Origin of the sequence: Candidatus Vampirococcus lugosii, from assembly GCF_018420025.1 — a bacterium.
Taxonomy (GTDB): domain Bacteria; phylum Patescibacteriota; class Gracilibacteria; order Absconditabacterales; family Absconditicoccaceae; genus Vampirococcus; species Vampirococcus lugosii.
In genome coordinates, this window is the sequence record NZ_JAEDAM010000013.1 from 1 (window position 1) to 22,680 (window position 22,680).

Annotated in this window: 22 protein-coding genes; 15 read left to right on the top strand and 7 right to left on the bottom strand. The window is 20.4% G+C overall.

Going from position 1 to position 22,680, the window contains the following annotated elements; translation table 25 throughout:
- Positions 1 to 226 precede the first annotated feature (226 nt).
- From glyA to VAMP_RS01670, 9 genes are all read left to right on the top strand, one after another.
- Positions 227 to 1,501 carry a serine hydroxymethyltransferase gene (gene glyA / locus VAMP_RS01630; RefSeq protein WP_213348541.1) on the top strand — a complete coding sequence of 425 codons (1,275 nt, stop codon included), beginning with the start codon at positions 227 to 229 and terminating at the stop codon, positions 1,499 to 1,501.
- A 37-nt stretch (positions 1,502 to 1,538) separates the two neighbouring features.
- Positions 1,539 to 3,035 carry a MiaB/RimO family radical SAM methylthiotransferase gene (locus VAMP_RS01635; protein ID WP_213348543.1) on the top strand — a complete coding sequence of 499 codons (1,497 nt, stop codon included), beginning with the start codon at positions 1,539 to 1,541 and terminating at the stop codon, positions 3,033 to 3,035.
- A gap of 90 nt (positions 3,036 to 3,125) precedes the next feature.
- On the top strand, positions 3,126 to 4,631 hold the full coding sequence (gene cgtA / locus VAMP_RS06955; RefSeq protein WP_213348545.1) for an Obg family GTPase CgtA: 1,506 nt from the start codon (positions 3,126 to 3,128) through the stop codon (positions 4,629 to 4,631).
- Positions 4,624 to 5,097 carry a hypothetical protein gene (locus tag VAMP_RS01645; protein WP_213348547.1) on the top strand — a complete coding sequence of 158 codons (474 nt, stop codon included), beginning with the start codon at positions 4,624 to 4,626 and terminating at the stop codon, positions 5,095 to 5,097. Before cgtA ends, VAMP_RS01645 begins: the two co-directional genes overlap by 8 nt.
- Before the next feature lie 27 nt (positions 5,098 to 5,124).
- Complete coding sequence (locus VAMP_RS01650; protein ID WP_213348549.1) at positions 5,125 to 5,544, top strand: hypothetical protein; 420 nt, start codon at positions 5,125 to 5,127, stop codon at positions 5,542 to 5,544.
- Between the two features lie 60 nt (positions 5,545 to 5,604).
- Positions 5,605 to 6,099, top strand: coding sequence for a hypothetical protein (locus VAMP_RS01655; protein WP_213348551.1), 495 nt, complete (start codon positions 5,605 to 5,607; stop codon positions 6,097 to 6,099).
- 35 nt (positions 6,100 to 6,134) lie between these two features.
- Complete coding sequence (locus tag VAMP_RS01660; RefSeq protein WP_213348553.1) at positions 6,135 to 6,911, top strand: exodeoxyribonuclease III; 777 nt, start codon at positions 6,135 to 6,137, stop codon at positions 6,909 to 6,911.
- A gap of 222 nt (positions 6,912 to 7,133) precedes the next feature.
- On the top strand, positions 7,134 to 8,081 hold the full coding sequence (locus VAMP_RS01665) for a DNA cytosine methyltransferase (RefSeq protein ID WP_213348555.1): 948 nt from the start codon (positions 7,134 to 7,136) through the stop codon (positions 8,079 to 8,081).
- A 25-nt stretch (positions 8,082 to 8,106) separates the two neighbouring features.
- Entirely contained in the window at positions 8,107 to 9,168 is a 1,062-nt protein-coding gene (locus VAMP_RS01670) for a protein NO VEIN domain-containing protein (RefSeq protein ID WP_213348557.1), read from the top strand.
- Between the two features lie 728 nt (positions 9,169 to 9,896).
- On the opposite strand, the gene VAMP_RS01675 is transcribed toward VAMP_RS01670, so the two are convergent.
- On the bottom strand, positions 9,897 to 10,934 hold the full coding sequence (locus tag VAMP_RS01675; protein WP_213348559.1) for a primosomal protein N': 1,038 nt from the start codon (positions 10,932 to 10,934) through the stop codon (positions 9,897 to 9,899).
- Positions 10,935 to 11,113: 179 nt separating this feature from the next.
- Here VAMP_RS01675 and VAMP_RS01680 point away from each other — a divergent pair, with 179 nt between their 5' ends.
- A complete protein-coding gene (locus tag VAMP_RS01680) occupies positions 11,114 to 11,389 on the top strand; it encodes a hypothetical protein (protein ID WP_213348561.1) in 276 nt (91 codons plus the stop codon).
- A 244-nt stretch (positions 11,390 to 11,633) separates the two neighbouring features.
- On the top strand, positions 11,634 to 11,870 hold the full coding sequence (locus VAMP_RS01685; RefSeq protein ID WP_213348563.1) for a hypothetical protein: 237 nt from the start codon (positions 11,634 to 11,636) through the stop codon (positions 11,868 to 11,870).
- Positions 11,871 to 12,032: 162 nt separating this feature from the next.
- On the opposite strand, the gene VAMP_RS01690 is transcribed toward VAMP_RS01685, so the two are convergent.
- Complete coding sequence (locus VAMP_RS01690) at positions 12,033 to 12,794, bottom strand: YebC/PmpR family DNA-binding transcriptional regulator (RefSeq protein WP_213348565.1); 762 nt, start codon at positions 12,792 to 12,794, stop codon at positions 12,033 to 12,035.
- A 20-nt stretch (positions 12,795 to 12,814) separates the two neighbouring features.
- Positions 12,815 to 14,263, bottom strand: coding sequence for an ATPase, T2SS/T4P/T4SS family (locus tag VAMP_RS01695; RefSeq protein ID WP_213348567.1), 1,449 nt, complete (start codon positions 14,261 to 14,263; stop codon positions 12,815 to 12,817).
- An 82-nt stretch (positions 14,264 to 14,345) separates the two neighbouring features.
- On the opposite strand from VAMP_RS01695, the gene VAMP_RS01700 reads away from it, so the two are divergent.
- From VAMP_RS01700 to VAMP_RS01715, 4 genes are read left to right on the top strand one after another with little or no spacing between them, the layout of a single operon-like run.
- A complete protein-coding gene (locus VAMP_RS01700) occupies positions 14,346 to 15,509 on the top strand; it encodes a hypothetical protein (RefSeq protein WP_213348570.1) in 1,164 nt (387 codons plus the stop codon).
- A 9-nt stretch (positions 15,510 to 15,518) separates the two neighbouring features.
- On the top strand, positions 15,519 to 16,871 hold the full coding sequence (locus VAMP_RS01705; RefSeq protein ID WP_213348572.1) for a hypothetical protein: 1,353 nt from the start codon (positions 15,519 to 15,521) through the stop codon (positions 16,869 to 16,871).
- A 25-nt stretch (positions 16,872 to 16,896) separates the two neighbouring features.
- Positions 16,897 to 17,856 carry a hypothetical protein gene (locus tag VAMP_RS01710; protein ID WP_213348574.1) on the top strand — a complete coding sequence of 320 codons (960 nt, stop codon included), beginning with the start codon at positions 16,897 to 16,899 and terminating at the stop codon, positions 17,854 to 17,856.
- Positions 17,768 to 19,504, top strand: coding sequence for an HD-GYP domain-containing protein (locus VAMP_RS01715; protein ID WP_213348576.1), 1,737 nt, complete (start codon positions 17,768 to 17,770; stop codon positions 19,502 to 19,504). The genes VAMP_RS01710 and VAMP_RS01715 overlap by 89 nt, the downstream gene beginning before the upstream one ends.
- A gap of 20 nt (positions 19,505 to 19,524) precedes the next feature.
- Here VAMP_RS01715 and VAMP_RS01720 read toward each other — a convergent pair whose 3' ends face one another.
- The 4 genes from VAMP_RS01720 to VAMP_RS01735 all read right to left on the bottom strand — a co-directional run.
- Positions 19,525 to 20,145 carry a hypothetical protein gene (locus VAMP_RS01720; RefSeq protein WP_213348578.1) on the bottom strand — a complete coding sequence of 207 codons (621 nt, stop codon included), beginning with the start codon at positions 20,143 to 20,145 and terminating at the stop codon, positions 19,525 to 19,527.
- A gap of 145 nt (positions 20,146 to 20,290) precedes the next feature.
- Positions 20,291 to 20,998, bottom strand: a complete 708-nt coding sequence (locus VAMP_RS01725) for a peptide arginase family protein (protein WP_213348580.1) — start codon at positions 20,996 to 20,998, stop codon at positions 20,291 to 20,293.
- A gap of 36 nt (positions 20,999 to 21,034) precedes the next feature.
- Positions 21,035 to 21,874, bottom strand: coding sequence for a hypothetical protein (locus tag VAMP_RS01730; protein ID WP_213348582.1), 840 nt, complete (start codon positions 21,872 to 21,874; stop codon positions 21,035 to 21,037).
- A 21-nt stretch (positions 21,875 to 21,895) separates the two neighbouring features.
- Positions 21,896 to 22,680: FtsW/RodA/SpoVE family cell cycle protein (locus VAMP_RS01735; protein ID WP_213348584.1), on the bottom strand; the 785-nt coding region annotated here is incomplete at its 5' end.

Here is a 22,680-nt window from a genome sequence, read left to right on the forward strand (position 1 = left end):
TCTTTTAGTATTGAAGGATTCATAAAATTAAAAATTATATTTTAAATATTTATTAATTTAATTATATATATTATAATTAAATTATAAAAATATATACATTATATATATTTAATATCATTTTATCAAATTATTTTGTATTTAATTTTTGTAATAAAAAACTCTTTAAAAAAAATACAATTTATTTATAATGAAAAAAATATTTTTAATATTTAAAAATAAAAAAATTATGTATAAATTAAAAGATGATATTGTTCAAAAAATAATTGATTGTGAAGTTCAAAGACAAGAAGATGGCTTGGAAATGATAGCAAGTGAGAATTATGTTTCAAAAGAAGTAATGATGGCTTGTAGTAATGTTTTTACAAATAAATATAGTGAATGATATGTTTGAAAAAGATATTATTGATGACAAGAAAATGTTGATCAAATAGAATTATTGGCACAGCAAAGAGCTTTAAAAATATTTAATTTAGATGAAAATGTATGGCATGTAAATGTTCAAGCATTGAGTGGTTGACCTGCTAATTTGGCAGTATATTTATGAGTTTTAAATCCTTGAGATACTATTTTATCAATGGATTTGTCGGCAGGTGGTCATTTGAGTCATTGACATAAATTAAATTGATCTTGAATTTATTACAATATTATTTCTTATTGAGTAAAAAAAGATGATTATCTTATTGATTATGATGATATTGAACAAAAAGCATTAAAATATAAGCCTTCTTTAATTCTAGCATGATTTTCTGCATATCCTAGAGAGATTGATTGGAATATGTTTAACAAAATAGCAAATAAAGTTCAAGAAAAATATTGATATAAACCTATATTGATGGCTGATATAGCTCATATAGCTTGACTTATTGCTTGATGAGTTTCGTCTTCTCCTTTTCCGTATTTTGATATAATTACAAGTACTACTCATAAAACTTTGAGATGACCTAGATGATGAATTATTTTTTGTAAAAAAGAATTTCAAAAAAATATTGATAGATGAGTTTTTCCTTGAATTCAAGGTTGACCTCATGAAAATATAATTGTAGCAAAAGCAGTTGCTTTTGGTGAAATACTAAATTCTGATTTCAAAAAATATACTGAAAATGTAATACAAAATGCGAAGACTTTTGCATATGAATTACAAAAATTATGATGGAATATTATTACTTGATGAACAGATAATCATATAGTTCTTATGGATATTACTACTAAAAATAATAAAGAAACTTGATTATGATGAAAAATTGCTGAAGAAAATTTGGATAATATTGGTATATCTTGTAACAAAAATGTATTACCATTTGATAATAGAAAACCTATGGATCCTAGTTGAATAAGATTTTGAACTTCTGCTATAACAAGTAGATGACTTTGACAAAATGAAATTATTTCTATTGCTCAAATTATAGATCAATCTTTATCAAATATTAACAATCCTGATAAATTAATAAAATTAAAAAGAGAGATTAAAAATATTTGTTCCAAATTTCCTTTAAATTATTAATTAATATTTTTTTACATTAAGTTAATTTAAAAAATAAATGAAATTTCATATTATAGTTTATGGATGTCAAATGAATTATTCTGATAGTGCTAGAATTAGAGCAGTATTGATAAATTGTTGATTTAATTATGTTGAAAATATAGATGAAGCTGATTTAGTTATAATTGATACTTGTTCTGTAAGACAAAAATCTGAAGATAAAGTTTTTGGTAGATTGAAAGAAATTCCAAAAGATAAAAAAATTTGGATAACTTGATGTATGATACAACATAATTTAAATTTGAATAAATTTAATAAGTTTGAAGAAACTGTAAATAATATGTTTAATCTTTGAAATTTTCAATGAAATTTACAAACTAAAGAACCTGTAATTGCTTGATTACAAGAAAAAAGTTTGGATGATATTATTTACAAATTTAATAAACAAAATCCTAATATTGAAAATTGATTAAAGAAAAATATTTTACTTTTGAATAATGCTTTTAATCCTTTGTACAAAAAAATAAAATCTACTTTTAATAATCTTGAATTAATTTTTAGAATTGATGATTTGGGTTATATTCCTGTTATTCTAAAAAAATTGGGTTATAGTATAGATGAAAATAATATAAAAGATATTACAAATGAATATACTTGAATAATACCAAATTGAGCAAATCAATTGCTTGACTACAATTCAAAAGTTGCATATATTCCTATACAGACATGATGTTCTCAATTTTGTGCTTATTGTATAGTTCCTTATGCTAGATGACTTGAAAAAAATAGAAAATTTGAAGATATTATAAATGAAGTAAATTATCATATAAATAATTGAGTACAAGAAATTGTATTAGTTGGACAAATCGTAAATAAACATCCAGATTTTAATAAAATAATAAAAGAAATATTAAAAATAAAATCTTTAAAATGGCTTAGATATACTTCTCCATATCCTACTTATTATAATGATGAATTATTTGATTTACATGAAAATGAAGAAAAACTATGTCCTCATATACATATTCCTGTACAGTCATGATCAAATTCTATTCTTAAAAAAATGTTTAGATGATATACTGTAGAGCAATTTAAAGAATTTATAAACAAAATTCATTCTCTTGGTAGAGATATTAGTATTACTACAGATATTATCATTTGATTTTGTTGAGAAACTCAAGAAGATTTTCAAAAAAGTTTGGAACTTGTTAAATATTCAAAATTTGATATGATTTTTATGTGAATATATTCTACAAGACCAGGAACTATTTGAGCCAAAAGATATATTGATGATATATCACCAAAAGTAAAAAGCGAAAGATGGGATCAAATGAACGAAGAGCTTAAAAAAATATCAAATGAAAATAATCAAAAAGAAATTTGAAAAGTTTATGATGTAATGATTACTAATATTTCAAATTCTGCTATTGCTTATAATGAACAAATGAAAAATATAATTATAGACAAAAATTTAGATAAATTAAAAATATGAGAATTTTATAAAGTAAAAATTGTAAAATGAGCTAGTTTTAATCTTTATGCTGAACTTATATAAATATACAAATTAAAAATATTTATTCATTGAAAATATAATTAAAATATATATACTGATGAAATATAATTTTTAATTATTGAAAATAATTTGATGAAATTTTATGATAGAGTAAATATTGAAGTTTTTTCTTGAAAATGATGAAATTGAGCATCAACTTGAAGAAGGGAGGCAAAAGTTCCTTATTGATGACCTTCTTGATGAGATGGTGGTAGATGATGAAATATAATATTTAGATCTACTTACAATGAAAATACACTTTTGAAATATAGATATCAAAAAATATATAAAGCTCAAAGTGGTAAAAATTGACAGTGAAAAGATATGTATTGAAAATCTTGAGATGATTTAATTTTATATGTTCCAGTTGGAACTTTAATAAAAGATTTGCAAACATGACAAATTTTGAATCATTTTTCTAATGATTGAGAAGAATTTTTGCTTGTAAAATGATGAAGATGAGGTTGGTGAAATATTCATTTCAAAAACTCTATAAATCAATATCCAGAATTTGCACTCTTGTGAGAACCTTGAATACATAAAAAAATTTGTTTGGAACTTCAATTATTGTGAGATTTATGTTTGATAGGTACACCAAGTGTTGGTAAATCTACAATTATTAATTCTGTGAGTAATGCAAAAGCTAAAGTTGCTGATTATCCTTTTACTACATTGATACCAAATTTGTGAATGGTTAAACATTATGAAAAGGATTTTTGTATTGTAGATGTTCCTTGATTAGTTTATTGAGCATCAAGTGGTAAATGACTTTGATATGATTTTTTGAGGCATATATTAAAATCATCTTTATGGACTTTTGTATTTGATGTTTCAAAATATGATGAATGAATTAAAGATTTTTCATTATTATTTGATGAAATAATATGATATTTAAATTTTAGATATATTTGAACTAATGAATTTTGAGAAAAAATTGATTTATTGTATTTTGATATAGAAAATGATGAAAATTGAATATTATTTATTTGTAAGTGTAAATTTAATGATTGAAATAAAAAAATTATATTTAAAAAATATATTAATTTTGTGGTAAATAAATTAGATTTATTAAATGATGAAGAAATAGTAAAAGAATATAATGATAGACTTTTGTATGAAATATCTATTTATATAAAAAAATATACTGATAAAAAAATTATTAATGAAATTATTGAAAAAAATATAACATATATTTCTGCAGTAAATAAATTCGGTATACAGAATTTCTTGGATAATTCATATAATTTAGTGAAATTTGATTATTGAATAAGTATTTATGATGATATAAAATATAATGATAATTTAAGTATTAAATCTTATATAAAAAATATTACACAGATTATTAAAGAAGAATTATTACAATGATGATATATTGAAGAAAATTTTGAAAATCAAATTTGGGAAGTATATGAAAACGAGTTTTCATATTTTTCTTATATACTTCCTTGGTGAAATGAACAAGCAGAAAAACGATTTTGGGACAAAATGAATAAAGAATGAATACTTACTTGGTTTCATAAAAATTGAATAAAATATTGAGATGTTTTTAAAGTTATAAATAATTATAATTTAGATCCGATATATATTAAATATGAATAAAAATGAAAAAAATGTTTTAAAAAATTCAAAATTTAATTCAAGATTTATAAGATATACAGTTTTTTTTCTTACATTATTTATGTCTATTGGTGCTATTAGAAGTTATATTCAGTATTATAATACTATATTGTCTATTAATGAAACTATAAATGAATCACAAGAATATTATTTGGAAACTTCTTTTATGACAAATTTTGAACTTCCTTATTTGGAAAGTGATTTGGCTCGTAAATTAATAGCACACGAATCTTGAATACCAGAACAAAATGAAAAAATAATAAGATTTGAAAATCAAATAAAAAAAAATATTGATAATGATATAAAAAAAGAAGAAATACAAGAAATAGAACAAAAAGAAGAAATTATTAAAATTATATCTCCTAAAGATTCTTGGAACCATTTTTTGAATTGAAAAATTAATAATATTGATTTTTTGGAAAAAATTAGTAAACTTAATTTAAATTAATATTTATTTAAAAAAATTACAAATAAAATGTTTAAATTAATTGTTTATGTTTTAATTATTTTTTTTCTTAATATAAATTTTTCTTTTTCATCACAAGATTGGTCTGATGCTGAAACTGATCCTAAATGAATAATTGATGCTGTACAATCAGATGTACAAGATACTGAACTTGATAATGTAGGTTGAGATTGAGTATATTGAGTTTTGGATTCACTAAGACAAAATGTTTGACCATATATAAATTGGATTGTTTTTATTGGTTTGTCTGTTGCTGTAATTTTGATAATTTATAATTGAATATTATTGATTACACAATCAATGGATGAAAGTGTTTTGTGAAAAGTTAAAACTAGAATTACTTATTTAGTTTTTTGAGTTATTATACTTACTTGATTTTATTTCATATTAGCAATTGTTTGATCTATTATAGCAAATGTTGCTGGTTAATTATATTGAAATATCTTGTAATATATATTAGTGATTTATAAAAATAAATTTTTTTAATAAATGAAAGATTATTGATTTAAAATAAAAGTATCCGACTTATTATTGAATATAGGTAGTGAAGATAAAATAAAATTTGAAAATAAATTTGTTGATTCAATAGATAATTTAACAGAAGATTGAATTGAATGAATAGTAAATCTTGAATGATTAGATCATAAAACTGTAAGAGTTAGATTAGAAAAATTAAAATGCAATTTGCAAGAAATTTGTGAATTAAGTTGAGAGAAATTTTTATTGGAAATAAATGTTTCTGATTTTGAAATGAATTTTTTGGCATTAGATTTGCAAGAAATAATTGAAAATTATGGCGACGAATTTTGACAAATAGATATTAAAAATTTAACTATAGATATAAGTGATATGATATATCAAGCTATACAATTAAATAAACCTATAAGTATTAGATCAGAAAAATACTCAAAAATAAATGATATAAAAAATGAAGATTATACAAGTAATCTTAATACTATTAATTGGATTTATAAGAATAAATAAAAAATAAATATTTAATAAATTAAATTTGTAAAAATATGAAAATAGCTTCTTGGAATGTAAATTGAATAAGAGCAGTTATAAAAAAATGATTACTAGATTGGATAAATGATAATGAATTTGATATATTTTGTCTACAAGAAACTAAAGCTTTTGAAAATCAAATACCAAAAGAACTTTATACTGTTTTGGATAAATATTCTTATATATGGCATAATTGAACTAGAGCAGGTTATTCATGAGTTGCAACATTTTTTAAGAAAAAACCTAATTCTAATAATAATAAATTGTTTTTTTGTGAAATTTTTGAACAAGATTGAAGAATAATTGAAACTGAATATGATGATTTTGTCTTATTAAATATATATTTTCCAAATTGATGAACAAAATCAAATTGAGATGAAATGTTATCTCATAAATTAAATTTTTATAAAAACTTAATTGAATATGTAAACAATATTTTAAAAGAATGAAAAGAAGTTATTATTGCTTGAGATTTTAATATTGCACATACAGAAATAGATTTAGCTAGACCGAAAGACAATAAAAATTCAATATGATTTTTACCCATTGAAAGACAATATTTAGATTTATTACATAATGAATGATATATAGATGTTTTTAGATATTTTAATCCTGAATTATTGGATAAATATACTTGGTGGAGTTATAGAGCTTGAGCTAGACCTAGAAATGTAGGTTGGAGAATAGATTATTTTTTTGTCTCAAAATGATTGTTATCAAAAATAAACAATGTATATCATCAAGACCAAATTTTGGGTTCTGATCATTGTCCCATAGTTTTAGAATTTTAGTTGTGCGACATATTTTTAAATATTTTTTCTCAAATAGAAATTTTGTTAAAGAATTTAAAAAAGGAATGGAATTTTTATCTTTTTATTTTAATTAGGGGTTAAGCGGATATTTTTTGCTCCAAGTATTCGCAAAAAATGTTTATTTATTTTAAATGTAGAAAATTTTTAAGAAATTGTTATATATAGACATAAGAATATTTAATCATTCAAACTAAAAAAGTTATGAAATTTATTGATTTATTTGCAGGAATTGGAGGAATTAAAATAGCATTGGAAAATGCTGGTTTTCAGTGTGTTTTCTCTAATGATATTGATAATTATTGTAAAATAACTTTTGATATAAATTTTTCAGAAATATTTGAAATAGAAAAACAAATGTTTTTAGGTGATATAAATAAAATATCAACTCAAAAAATTCCAGATTTTGACCTTTTATGTGGAGGTTTTCCTTGTCAACCTTTTTCTGTTGCAGGTTATAGACAAGGTTTTAAAGATGAAAAAGGTAGAGGTAATGTTTTTTTTGATATTATAAGAATATTAAAAGATAAAAAACCTAAAGCATTTTTATTAGAAAATGTAAAAAATTTAAAATCACATGATAAAGGAAATACAATAAAAGTTATTTATGAAGAATTGGAAAAACTTGGATATAAAGTTATTGATAAAGTTATGAATGCAATGGAATATGGTAATATTCCACAAAACAGAGAAAGAATTTATATTGTTGGTTTTTTAGATCAAAAATCTTTTAATAACTTTAAATTTCCTACAAAGATACCTCTTGAAAAAAATATTCACGATTGTTTAGAAAAAAATATCGATAAAAAGTATTATTATAATGAAAAACCACTATATAAAAAAATAAAAAATGATATTACAAAAAAAGATACTGTTTATCAGTGGAGAAGAAAATATGTTAGAGAAAATAAAAATGGTGTTTGCCCTACTTTAACAGCAAATATGGGTATGGGGGGGCATAATGTTCCAATAATTTTAGATGATAATGGAATTAGAAAATTAACACCAAGAGAATGTGCAAATTTTCAAGGTTTTCCTGATAATTATATTTTGCCTAAAATTGCTGATTCTCAGCTTTATAAACAGTTTGGAAATTCTGTTGTAATTCCAGTAGTACAAAGAATTGCTGAAAATATGAAAAAGGCTTTATAAATTTACTGTTTAATAATATAAAAATATGAATTATTATAAATTAACATTAGAAGACTTTAAAAGAGTATTTGAGTTTGGAACAAATTATTACATTGATCCATCTAAAAATACTACAGGTAGAACAACAGGAGAACCAAGAGGGCTCGGTGCTATTCTTGATGCATTTACTTTAGGTAAATTGACAGAAATTGGAGTTGAAAAAATTTTATGGGAACATAATAATCATAAAAAATATATTTTAGATTTTGATATAAAATCTAATTCACAAGTGAAAGATGAACCAGATATTATACAAATAAATGAAAGTCAAATAAGCAGAGAACCTAATATTTTTATTGAAATTAAAAATACTTCTGACAACGATCGTTGGATAGGTTTAACTGAAGAACAATTTAACACAATAAAAAGAAGTGCTGAAAATAGAAAAATATATATGATCTATGCTTCGATTCATTCTGATACTATTGAAAACAATCCAAAAACAACAGATTTGACAGGAATGTTTTTTAAAGAAATTGAAGATCAAAATAAAAGTGTTATTTTTCAAAAATTTGCTAGTTTAAATGCAAAATGCAAAATTGAATTTATAATTTCTTCAGATGATTTAATAAATTTTGCATTTCCTTTTGAAAGAGGAATGAATATGTATGAAACAAATCTTTTTGAAGAGAAAAAGATAACCTCTTTTTATTCACAAGGAGGAACAAAAATCAGAAAAGATATTTTGAATATTAAAGAATTTAATAAATTTAATGGCATAAAAAAATTAGAAATATCTAACGGGATTCTTATAGAAAAAAAAGAAATTTCAGAATTTGAAATAAAAGGTGATTTTAAACTAATTACAAAAAAGAAAAAAACTTATATTGAATGTCTTTCTGATGTATTTATTAAAAATGAAATATTTGGTAAATTCCAATTGAAAAGTAAAAAGTTTTATAGTTTTAATTTAGCGACAGTTGGAAGAGATCCTAAATTAAAAAGAAATAATTTATTTATTGCGAAAAATAGAATTTATCAACTTATAGATGATCAATCAATTAGAAATCCACAAGATATATTAGTAGAAATTGCAAATAATATTTAAAATAAGGTGTTTTTCTTTTTTCAAGAGGGGTTAGTTTTCGGGATCGTTGCACTTTCGCTCCTAATGTCGCTCACCCTCGCACAACAGCATATATATCTTTTGATATTTATTTTAAATAAAAATTATTAATGAAAACTATATTACTAATTTTGAAACATGAAAAAAATTTATAAAAATTTACTTTTTTTTATCTTATTAATTTTATTTTGTATTTTTTTGTATATAATTTATTTGTTATGACCAGAAAATATAGTAAATTATATATGAGTTCAAAATACATATTTATTTATTTTTATATATTGACTTATAGCATGAGTTTTCTTTTTGACTGCAACAAGTTTTTATATAAGTTTAGGAACATTTGTAATTTGATGAGCTAATTTATATTTACTTGCTTTTATTGCTTCTTTTAGTTTGACATTATGAGATACACTTTTTTATTTTTTTTGAAAAAAATCTAGAAAATTATCAAAAGAATCAAATTTTAACAAAAAAATTGAAAAATTCACTAATCGAATAAAAAATAAATCAGATACTATTATATTTATGTTTATATTTTTTTATTGGAGTTTTTTTGCCTTTACCAAATGATATACCTTGATATGCTTTAGGTTTATTAAATTACCCTTTGAAAAAAATAATATTTGCAATATTTTTTTGAAATTTTGTTTATTGTATAATAATATGATTGCTTGCTATTAATTGATTTATGAAATTAACTTAAAAATTTAACATATACTTTCAGGTGCCCAATCTATTTTGAAACCTTTTTTTTGTATATTTAATTTTGAATAAATTATTTCCATAAATTCTCTCAAATTCTCTCATTTTAGTATAATATTATATCTATATTTTCAAAACATTTTGTATATCATAGCTGGTGTAGAATATATTTCTATATCTTCTGCTCAATATTTTTTTTTCAAATATAATATTTCTTTATATAATAAATCTACTTTTTTGAATAATTTTTCTTCAATTTCATCTTTGTATAATATACTACATATTTGAGTATATGGAGGATATGTAAAATCTTTTCTAAATTTTAATTCTTCTTTTTTGAAATTTTCAAAATCTAATCTTATTCAATTTATAATACTATGATTTTCAGGATTAAATGTTTGTATGAAAAAATTTTTGGAATTTAAATTATTTATTCAATCATAAATAAATAAGAAATTTTTGTAATTTGAATTGTAATCTGGAATATTTAGTCAAATATCTGCATTCAAAAAAATTATTGCATCAAAATCTATATTTTTACTATCAATTAATGTTGATGTTCATATTATAATATTTATATTTTTTATTTCTTTTTTGCTTTTTATTGATTTATTTATAGAATTTGTATGTTCATTTTGTAATATTTTGCTTTTTACTCAATAATTATCTTCCAATAATTTTTGAATTTTTTCCGTTCAATATCAATATTTATTTATTTGTTTCGATCAGCAATTACTGCAATTTTCTATATTATTATAACTTGTTTTGCATATATGACATAATCAAAAAAAAGATCAATTTTGATCTAGATGATATGTTATTGCTACATCGCAATTTTTACATTTGGGTACAAATCAACAATTATTACATATAGTTCAAGAGCTATGTCATTTTTTATTTACTATAATAGCAATTTTTCAATTATTTTTGCTAAATTTATTAATAGCTTTGTTTGCTATCTCAGAAATTACTTTATTATTTTCTTTGGTCATATCTATCAAAAAACATTTTTTATTATTTTTTTCTATAAGTTCATAATTCATATTGCAAAAATTAATTATATTATTAAATATATGTTTATATAATGATTTATTTTTTTATATAAATAGAATTTTTATCTTTTACTAAATTTCTTACAAAATAGTATTTTGTGTTGTAATATAATAAATAAAGTATATACTATATAAAGTATATATTTTATTTTATTATAATATATTTATATATGGAAAATATGACAGAAAGATTTGATTGTACAAAAAATGGAGAAAGTGAATTAATTAAATCAACTAAGAATAATATTTTAAAATTATTTAATTCAGATTTAGAAGCTATAAGATATATTGATGAAGAATTACAAATATTATATGATGAAGTTTATTTAAGAGTTTCTAGGTGAATGTGAAATTTACATGAAGAAGAAAAAGAAAGAGTTGAAAAAGTTAATAAAGAAGTTAATAAATTAAGAAAAGTAAAAGCCGAGATTATGAAAAATAATTAATTTATATAAAAAACTTCAAATCATAACTTTTATTTTTCTTAATTTAAACACCAAGATTTAGATAAGTTTTTTATCAATAAGTTTTTGATTTATACGAATTTCAATTTATTTTTGTCTACTACTGACAATTTAATGTTGTTTGCATATTTTAAACAATTTGTACTTGAAATATGTGTTTTTTTTCTTATTAGTTAATAACTTCTAATGTATCTAGAAATAGAGGTTTAAAATGACTGAAGAAGATATGCTTATTAGATGTCCTGATGGGCTCACAAGAAGATTTCTTATTGTTAAAGAAAAAGGAGTATCTGATATAGAGTATATAGTATATGAACGGGATTATTTTTGTAACAAAAAGATAGGTAAGGTCGAAAATAGCGAATCCGTTCCTGAAGTTATTAGAAGTTATTACCATGAATGATTGTTAAATAGCTTTCATTCTTGTTTAGCCAAGGATTATTTATCCTTGGTTTTTTTATAAATTATTTTTTATAATATACTAAAACTTATAAAAAAGTTGATAAAATTTTGGAAATTATAAAACAAGATTTTTATAATCAAAAAAAATCTATAATAATAAAACTAATTATATGTTTTAGGGATTGTATAGATTTTATTTTAATATTTGTAATATATAAAATATTTATCAATTAAGATTATGATAAACTTGATCTACATCGTCATTATCTTCAAGTTCATCTATTAATCTATATAATTTTTCTATTCATTTTTCATCTAAATCAATAGTATTTTGTGGTATATATTCTATTCAATTATCTTCAATTTTGTATTTATTTTCTTTTAAATAATTTTTTATTTTTAAAAAATCTGTTTTATCTCAAATTATTTTATATTCATTTTCCAAACTTATTATATCTTCAGCTCAAGATATTATTGCATCTTCTTCTATTTGTGAAAAATTAACTTTATTTATTTTTTCTATTTCTTTTCATTTATCGTTTAATATTTCAATTTTTCAAGATATTAAAAAAAATGATTTTTCCAAAAACTGCCATGAAACACTTCAAGGTTCTCACATACTTCATCAAAATTTTGTAATAATTGATCTTATTTCTCATGAACTTCTATTTTTATTTTCAGTAATAGTTTTTATTAATATTGCAATTCATGATGGTCAGTATCATTCATAAAAAACTTCTTCCAAATTTTCATTATTATTTTGTCATGATCATTTTGTGATTGCTCTTTGTATTACATCTTTTGGTAAATTGTAATATTTTGCTTTATCAAGAGCAGATGCCAAACTAGGATTAAGATTAGGATCAGCTCATAGTTTAGCTGACATTTGAATTATTTTTCAAATTTTAGTATAAACTTTTGCTTTTTTACTATCTTGTGCTGCTTTTTTATGTTTTATGTTATGCCATTTACTATGTCATGCCATATTTTATTATTTTAATTTAATTAAATTAACTTAAGTCATTCTTTTTTTATTTTATTGACCATTTCTTCATTTTTTATTTGAGCTTGAGCATTTTTGTTAGTGGTAATATTTACTGTTTCATCTCAAGATTTTAATGTAATATCAGTGTTTTTCATACTAATATCAAAATTTATCATTATAATTTCTTTTTTTGATTTTTTTATTATTTCAAAATCTATTTCTTTATTTCATATTGAAGAGATATTTTCATTATTAATTTCTTTACTTGTTCTTACAGATATACTTAATCAAATCATTTTTTCTAATTCATTTATTTTTGCTCATTGTTTTCATATTATTGATCATTTATTTTTTTCATCTACAATAATTTTTATATTATTTTGTCATTCTGCTTCAATTTTTATAGGAAAATTGTATTGTTTTTCCAATAGATTTTGTAAATATCTAATTCAATATTTTATAAGTCATCAAAATGATTTATCCTTTTTTTCTTTTGAATTATTTATTTCATCTATAGGCATTACAACAACTTCTTCTCAATAACTATACATTTCATATTCAAGATTTCAAGTTATGAAATTATATATTTGTATTACAGGTCTTGTTAAATCAGCAGATTCCATTCATTCAGGTGTCTTTACAGTATGTTGAAGTGTAAGAATTTTTTCAGGTTTACCTCATTTTATAAATATTACAGTATCTATAACTTGTGGTATTATTCACATCTCTATATTTCATAAAAATCTCTGTATACTATCAACAGCATTCATAGCATGTATTACACCAATTAATCAAATTCATGTAAGTCTAAGATCTTTAAATAGTTGAAAATCATCAGCATTTCTTATCTCATCATATACCGTATAATCTGGTCTAGAAAGTAATAATATATCTCTTATTTCACTATGAGGGGCATAAGAAAAACTATATTGAGTAACTTCATCTGGAACTAATAAATCTCTAGGAGATTCTATAGTTTTTATTATATTATCATTTTTTGTATACATTTCAACAAGAGCTTGTGCAAAAGTTGTTTTACCTTGTCAAGGAGAACCACTTAATAAAATTCATTGAGAATTATTTTTTAATCTTTCCAATAAATTATTATTTAATTCATAATCTTCAATTGATAATTTTTTTGTAGGTTTAACGACAGTTATTTCTATTCAATCAGATAGAGGAGGTAGTACTATTACTATTCTATAAGGTCATGCTTGTATTACTTTTGACATATTTTTATCAATTTCCAAAAAACAATCATCATATTGATCTATTTCTTTGTATAATTCATCAATAATATTATTTAAATAGTTTCTACTAACTTTTTTTTCCAATTTTTCAGATTCCCATCATCATGGCAATCATCTTTTTTTAAATATATTCATTCACTCTTTTAAATGTACAGACATAGTATCAGTATCAAAAAATTCATCCATTACTGATTTATGTTTTGACTTAATTATTTCCATAATGATTTGATTTTTTATAAAAAATATTTAAAATAGAACATAATATTAAGTATTTTTATTTTTATTTCAACTAAAAATTAAAATGAAATTTTTTCATGTATCATGACTTAAGGAAATAGATGAAGTTCAAGAAAAAGTAGATTTATTAATTTCTGAAGATAGTGCGAATTCTGTTAGGGAAGTGTTGAAACCTTTTGGTCTTGTAGTTTTGTCTTTGAAAGAATATTATTCTGATATAAAAGAATTTTGATTAGTAGAATTTAAATATGATCTTGAATGAAGAAGTATTTATTGAGTTTTATCAGAAAAAAAAGTAAGAGATTGATATCATTTATTACATAAATATTGATTTCCAATTATTTATATTAATAATTTGGCTAATCCATTAACTGATGATAAAATATCTTTGGTGCTTGATAAATTACAAAAAGAAGTAAATCTTCATGAAGAAGAAAAAAATGCTGAATTAGAAAAAAAATCAAAAAAATCAAAAAAATCAAATATAGATAAGTCTGTAGAAAAATCTTTGGAAAAAGCAAAATCAATTATTGAAACAGTAATACAAGATTATGAAGATTTTAAAGTTGAATATAGTGATTTTTTGACTGTACAAAAAACAAAAAAAACTGATGATATTATATGAAAGATTAAAACTATTAGAATGTGATGAAATGTAGATAAAATGTGAATTTTAGTTGAACAGGTTCTTTCTTTTATGGAAAATATAGAAGAAGAATATCTTGCATATTCCAAAAATTCTGAAACAAATAGTATGAATGACGAAATAATAGACGAATTAGATTTTGTTGTAGAATATGGTAAATATAAAAAAAGTAAAAAATTTACTGAAGTTTGAAGTTTTACAGATGTTAAAAAAACAAAAAATGATAATTATTATGCCGCATTATGAAAACCTTGAATATATTTAAAAGTTCTTTATAAAGAGTTATCAACTAAATTTTCTAGTTTATCGTATTTTTCAAATATTTTTTATAAATTTATAGATCTTTTATTGTTATTTTTGTTGATAGAAATATCTATATATTATGTATATTTAAATATTAATGATTGAAATACTTCTGGTGCATTTTTTTATATGATAAATATATGAATATTTTGAATTTTATTTTGGGTTATTAAGTTAATTACTAATAATTCATTTATATTAAATATTATTTTATTTGTTGTAGTTGTGATTTTGTTTTTATTTGTTAGATCATTGTTTTTAAATACTTTGGCTATATAAAAAAATTAAATGTTATTATTATTGATAATATATAATATTATATTTGCATATTTTTTTTATCTTATTGATGCTTGGTATTTTTCTTTTGTGCCTTTATGAATGTTGTTATTTTTATTTCTTACAGCAAATAATTTCTTATCAACTTCATCATCATGATGATGAAGCCAAGTATCTATTAAAAAAATAATTTTTAATAATTTATTTTATATATCTTGGGTATTGATTATATTTTGAATATATTGAATATCTTATAATATTGAATTTTTTGATATATCAAATATTGATATTAGTTTGTGATTAATTTTTTTAAATATTTTTTTTCTTAGTATATCTTATTTATTTAATTATAATGATTGAAAAAATATTTTTCATTTTGGATATTATTTTAGTTTTGTTATATTTTTTTATAATTTTTTTACTATAAGTTTTGAGTGGATTGATTTGTTAAATTTATTTTTAATCTTTCTTTCTTTTACATTTATATTATATACTTTTTTAGTTTTTGTCATATGAGCAATAAGTAATTCAAGTTTGAAAGAAATAAAAGAATTGAATTTTATATTTTTTTTATTTTTTGTTATTATTTTTATTTATATTAAATTATATAATTCTCCATATATTTCAGTTCTAATTTCTCAAGTTTTTTTGATGATATTTTTTCTTTTTATATATATAATAAATAATTTAGCTAAAAAAAGTGTTTTTATAAAAGAAAATGAACTTTTGCCATTGGAAAAAATTTTATCTTGAAAAAGACTTTTGGAAGAAAAAAAATATAATTATAATGTATACGAAGATATTAATTCTTTTTTTTCTTGAATTCCTTGGTATTTGAAATTTTTGTTGGCTATATTAAATATTATTCTTATTTTTAGTCAAATATTGCTTTTTATATTAAATATTTGATCTTGAGAACTTTTTTATTATGAAATAATATATTGGATATGAAATATTATATTTTTTATTAATTTTTTGTTATTAAAAAAAATTGATTATTATTATTATTTACAAAGAATATTATCTTTTTTTGTTATTAATTTCTGAATATATTTAACTATTATTAATTTATTTTGAGAAAATTCTTTTTATATTTCATTGTTTTGAGTATCTTGGAGTATTCTTAGTAGTTTATTGTTATTCTCTAGTAAATCTTTTGTTTATAAAAGATTGTTTTTTAAAGAAGATTATTATTTTTGGATTTTTGCAAATTTTATAACTATATTTTTGAATATATATTATATATATGATTTGCAAGTAGAAATAAGCTTGAAAATATCAATAATATTATTATATATATGATTGTGGTTTTTTATTACATATTATAATGTCAGGTATATAGAAAAAACATATATTGAAACATAAATTATTTATATAAATATATTATTGGATGAATAGAGGTGAATTAGTTGAGTCTTTACAAGATAATAGCAAAAATTGTATTATAGCATTAAATAATGAATTATGATTTGATTTTGATAAAGTGAAAAATCAAATTATAGAATTAAATGATACAATATCTAATTATACTTTATATGATTTGGATGATAGCTCATTTTTTTTGGTTGATGTTAAAGTAAAAGAAATATTAAATACTATACCTTATAATAAAAAACAGATATTTTTTGAACATTTTTATGAAAATCAATGATTTGATTCTGTTGAAAAATGATTTTCTTATATGCAAAATATATTTGATAATCTTGAACAAATTTATAATATACAAATTGATAAATATAACTCGTATTTAAATTCTGTAAAAGATAATGCTTTCTTATGAAGTAAAGTTTGTAAATTAAGATGACCTATATTGACAAATTCATTAAGTAATATTGAAAATAATTTGAAAGATGCTAAATTAACATTATCTAGATTGTTATGTAATGATACTAATTTATATTTACATTATTTCTTGTTTTCTCCTCAAGCTAATATTTTTAAAAGATTTAGTAAAATATTTTCTGAAACAAATACTAATTTTAGTAGATGATTTAATTCTACTATGTCAGTTTTTGAAAAATATAGAAGTAAAATATCTTTATGATTAGAAATGGCAGAAGTATCAGATTTTAATTTAGATGAAAATATTGATTTTACTTCAAATAGAATTAAAGAGAAATTAAATTCATTAGAATTTTTTGTTCAACTTTTTAGAATGTTATTAATATTTAGATTAGGTTCATCAAATCATATTAATAAGTACAATAAAAAAGTTTTGGATAAATATTTTGATATGTATATATCTTGAAATATTTGTTGTGATGAAAATACTGATTTACTTGTATATAATTTTTTTTGGAACATTATATTATCTTATATGAGAAAATGATTTTTGAAATGAAATATTTAATAATGCATTGGAAGTTGAGCTTAAAGAAGATAATCATACAAATGAAAATAGTGAACTTGATCAAAATGATGAAAATAATTCTATATCTGAAAAAGATAAACAAATATTTGAATCTGATAAAAATATAGAATATATTAGAGAAATTATAATTAGAAATAAATATTATTATATGTTGCTTGATGTAGCATCAAAAATACAATACAATTTGTTCTGTATATCAACAAATTTAGATTTAATAGATTTGGATCAATTGCAAGAAAATATAAGTTCTTTAAAATCTGAAATAGATAAATTATTAGGAGATATATTTAAAAATATTCCATTAGATTTGTTTAATTATTTAAAAACTTTATGTAATACTATTTTAAAAGTATATATTTCTGGTGATTTATATGATACTTTGTCAGATGAAAATAAAAATGTTGAAGGAATTTTATGAGATATTTTGGATGAAAAATCATCAATTCCAAAAACTTCTATTTTAGTTTTATCTATAATAATATCATTGTCTTTCTATATTAAACAATTATATAATGAATTAGTGAATTTATCTTGAATGGATTTTGAAACTTATGAAATTGATTTAAGTTCTTATAAAAAAATTTTTGATAAAAAAACTATAGAAGTTATTAAAAAAATTGATACTGTTGAATCAAAAAATTTTTTGTATTTGTACAAAAATGTTATAGATATAAAAAATAAAGCTTGTTTTTTTAATAAATTAATTATTTTTAATAAAACTCCTAAATCAAATTTTGAAATAACAAAATATTTGACAAGTAATATATCAAAATTACATCCATGATGAGTTGAATTTTTTAGTTTTCAAAAAATAATGGATAATATTAATAAAAATTGAAATATTAATTTTGCGAATTGAATTGAATTGATGATTAAATTAATAGATGTTTTTGATTTAACTTATAGTCCATGACATAGTAAAAGAGTATCCAAATTATCTAATATAATATTGGAATTATTATTGGATGATGAAAATTATCATGATAAACGAAACGATGAAATACAAAAAAATATTGAAGAATTAGAATTAATTTTGGATGATGAAAAATTTGAATGAATAGAGGAAATTATAGATTTATCTGATAATATTGAAAATGATTTTTCAAAATGTATTCATTTATCTACACTTTTGCATGATGCAGGAAAATTATGAACCGATTTATTAGTTCTTTCATCTAGAATTAAACTTAATGATGAAGAATTTAAAGAAGTAAGATCTCATCCTTGAAAATGAGAAGAACTTATTAAATTTTTTACTTGATTAGAGAATATACCAAAATTTATTTATGATGCTACTTTTCATCATGAAAGACCAGATTGAAAATGATATCCTTTATGAAACATTTTGGAAGAAATTCCTTTGATTTCAAGAATAATTGCAGTGGCTGATATTATAGATGCAATGTTATGAAAAAGACATTATGTATTTGAAGAAAAATCTGTTAAATATGTATATGATGAATTAATTAAAGCTAGTTGAAAACAATTAGATGCTGAAATTGTAGATATAATTACTAAAAATAAAGATTTTTTCAAAAAACTTTATGAAATTTATAAAGTTAATTTTTGGGATGCACAAATTGAGGCTGAATCATCGTGATTGTTAATGGTTGATAGTTTAAATTAATTTTTATATAAAAACTTAAACTATTTTACTATACTAATAAAAGGAAATGCTTGTTGTACAACATTATGAATTCATCAAAGTTTATAGTTATAATAAGTAAGATTATCAGAAAGTATTTCATATATATCAATATGGGTTTTTCAAAAATGTACTCAATAATAAAATTCTGCTTGTTTTATAAAATCAGTATCATTAAAAGGACTTTTTTTGCTTTTGAATTCTAATGACATATGTCTAGCAAGTGAGTTATTTGCAGCTCATACAAAATCTTCTCTTTCCAAAAATTGATTTATAGGTTTTTGTATCTGTAATTCTCATGAAAAAACATTATAAATAACTTCTGATAAATACAAAGAAACTGAAAATGAAGTATTATCAATAAGTCATTTTTTTTTGAAAGAATTTAGAAAATAATATTTAATATAGTCCTTGATCTGAGATGACTTTTCAGGATTTAATTCTTTTCAAACAAAAGAATTTAACAAATTTTCGCCTTCTTTTGATAGATCTTCCAATATTGCATTGATTGTATTATTTGTGTAAGAAGAATTTATAGAATCAACTTTATCACTAGTTTCAATTCAGCTAGATTCCAATATTTTTTTATCAAAATAATCTGAAAAATTTATAATATCTGCCATTAATAAAAAATTATTTATATAAATATATATCATATATACAAAACTATATTTATTTGTCAATAGTAAATTAGTGTTATATAAAAAATTTTATGAGTCAAAGTAAGCTATTAACTTAATTTAAGTGGAAATTTGATAAGTATAATCTTTACTGTAAAAGTTTTTTTAAAATATTTATAGCTATTTTTTGGTCTATAAAATAAGGTGAAGTAGATATAGTTATATATTTGATTTTATCAATTATTTTTTTTACATTATTAATTTTTTCATCGTCATTTATCATATCTGGGTGCCAAAAATCTAAATCTATATTTAATATAGTTGATTCTTTATCAAAATTTTTTGAAACTATTTCTTTTAATTTATAATTTGTTCTTACTTGTATGTTATTTGATATAATTCACATTTTTTGGGCAGGTATGATATAATTTCAAACATTAAGAATATAATTTGTAAGATAAAATATATTTTCAATGTTTATATTTTCAATATGTTTTCAATCTTTAAGATCACTGTGTTGGTCTATATGTATAAGATTTGCTCATTTTTTAAGTAAATATTTTTCTTGCATAATATACCAAAAATATAGTGCATGATTGTGATTGTCAAATATATAAATTTGTTTTCATTTTATTTTGACAAAATTTTTTAATCAATTATAGAATATAATTTTATTATTTTCGTTTTTGCCTCGTATACTTGGATTTTCTCATATTTTAATATCTTTTATTGTTCATTCAATTAATTTTGCTACATAAATTTTCAATTTTTCTCATTTTTTTTCTCTTTCTTCATAATGAAATGAATTGTTTCAAATATTTTTTTCTATCCAAAATCATTTTTCATAATTTCTCATAATATATAATAATAAATTTAAATTAATATTTTTTTATTATTTCAAAATATCATTAAGATTATTTTTGTTTCAAATTTTAGTTGTAAAATTTTTTTTATTGAAATCTGATATTTCGCAAACAAAATTATTTTTTTGCATAAAATTTAATATATTTTTCTCAAAGTTTAGTAAATAAGTTTTTTTTTGATTATGATAGATATCTATCGTAGATAGATAATTTTTGAAAACTTCCAGTATTTCCCAATCATTAATAATTATTTGTAAATCATTTCAAATATTTTTTTTTATATAAGAAAATTTAATATTAATTCAATTTTTAATTAAAAAATCAAATATATCATTGAATAATGTTTCTTTTCATAATAGATTTCATCTCAAATATAAATTAATTTTTATTCAATTAATTGAATTATTTATTATTTCAATATCTCAATAAACCCATATTAATCAATAAATAAATGAAAAGATATTATTAATTTCTTTTTTATGTATTGCATCATATATATAATTTTCTATTTTTTCAAAATTTATTTTATTTTCATAAGTAACAAAATTATTTTCTAGTTTAACAAAAGTTTTTAATCAATAAGATTCTAATAAAATATTAAAATCATCAATATCATTTTTTGGAAATTTATATAAATAAGTAATATGTTTTCATTTAAATTCATCAAAATCTTGAAATATACTTATTCAATAATGAAAAAAATTTTTATTTAAATTTTTGAATAAAAAATTTTCTCTGTTTAATATTTTTATAAATTCCATTCAATCTCATAATTGATTTTTTTCTATTATATTAAATTTATTTCTATAAAAAACTATTATTTTATTTTCACAAGTTAATAATCAATTTTTATCAAGTACAAAATACATAATAATATAAAAATTAAATATTTAAAGATATTTTCATTCATTAATTATTTTATGTAAAATTACAATTTGTACAAAATTAATGATTAAAGCAGTTCATCAATAACTAATAAAAGGAAGAGTTATTCAAGTGATAGGTAATATATTTATATTTACTCAAATATTAATAAAAGATTGAAATATTATTAATGATATTATACCAACTCATAAATTTTTGTAATATTCATTTTTTACATTTTTTAATTGTTTCAAAAAATAGAAAGCTAATAAAAAATATAATGTCAAAAGTATAGAATTTCATAATAATCATATTTCTTCAGAAAAAGCAGCAAAAATAAAATCTGATTGAGCAATAGGAATATATCAAAATTTTTGTAATCATTTTCAATATCAAGTTCCTGTAATTCATCATCATCATATTGAGGTAAGTGCTTGTTGAGTTTGCCAACCAATTCATCTACCTGTTTCGTCAATTTCAGGATTGAAAAAATATTCAAATCTAACTCTAATATAATCAAATTGCATTCATACATTATATGACAAAAATAATCATAGAATCAATAGTCAAATTACATAATCAAGTCTACCTCATGCATACCAATACATCAATAGAGCAGTAGGAGCCAAAACCATAAGTGTTCCCAAATCTGGTAATGCCAAAAATATAAAAGAAAGAAAAAATGTTAATATTAAAAATCAAATAAATCAACTAATAGTACTTAACATTTTCTTTTTTCTCACAAACCATCAAGCAAAAAATATTATAAATCATAATTTAAATACTTCAGCAGGTTGTACAGTTCATAAAA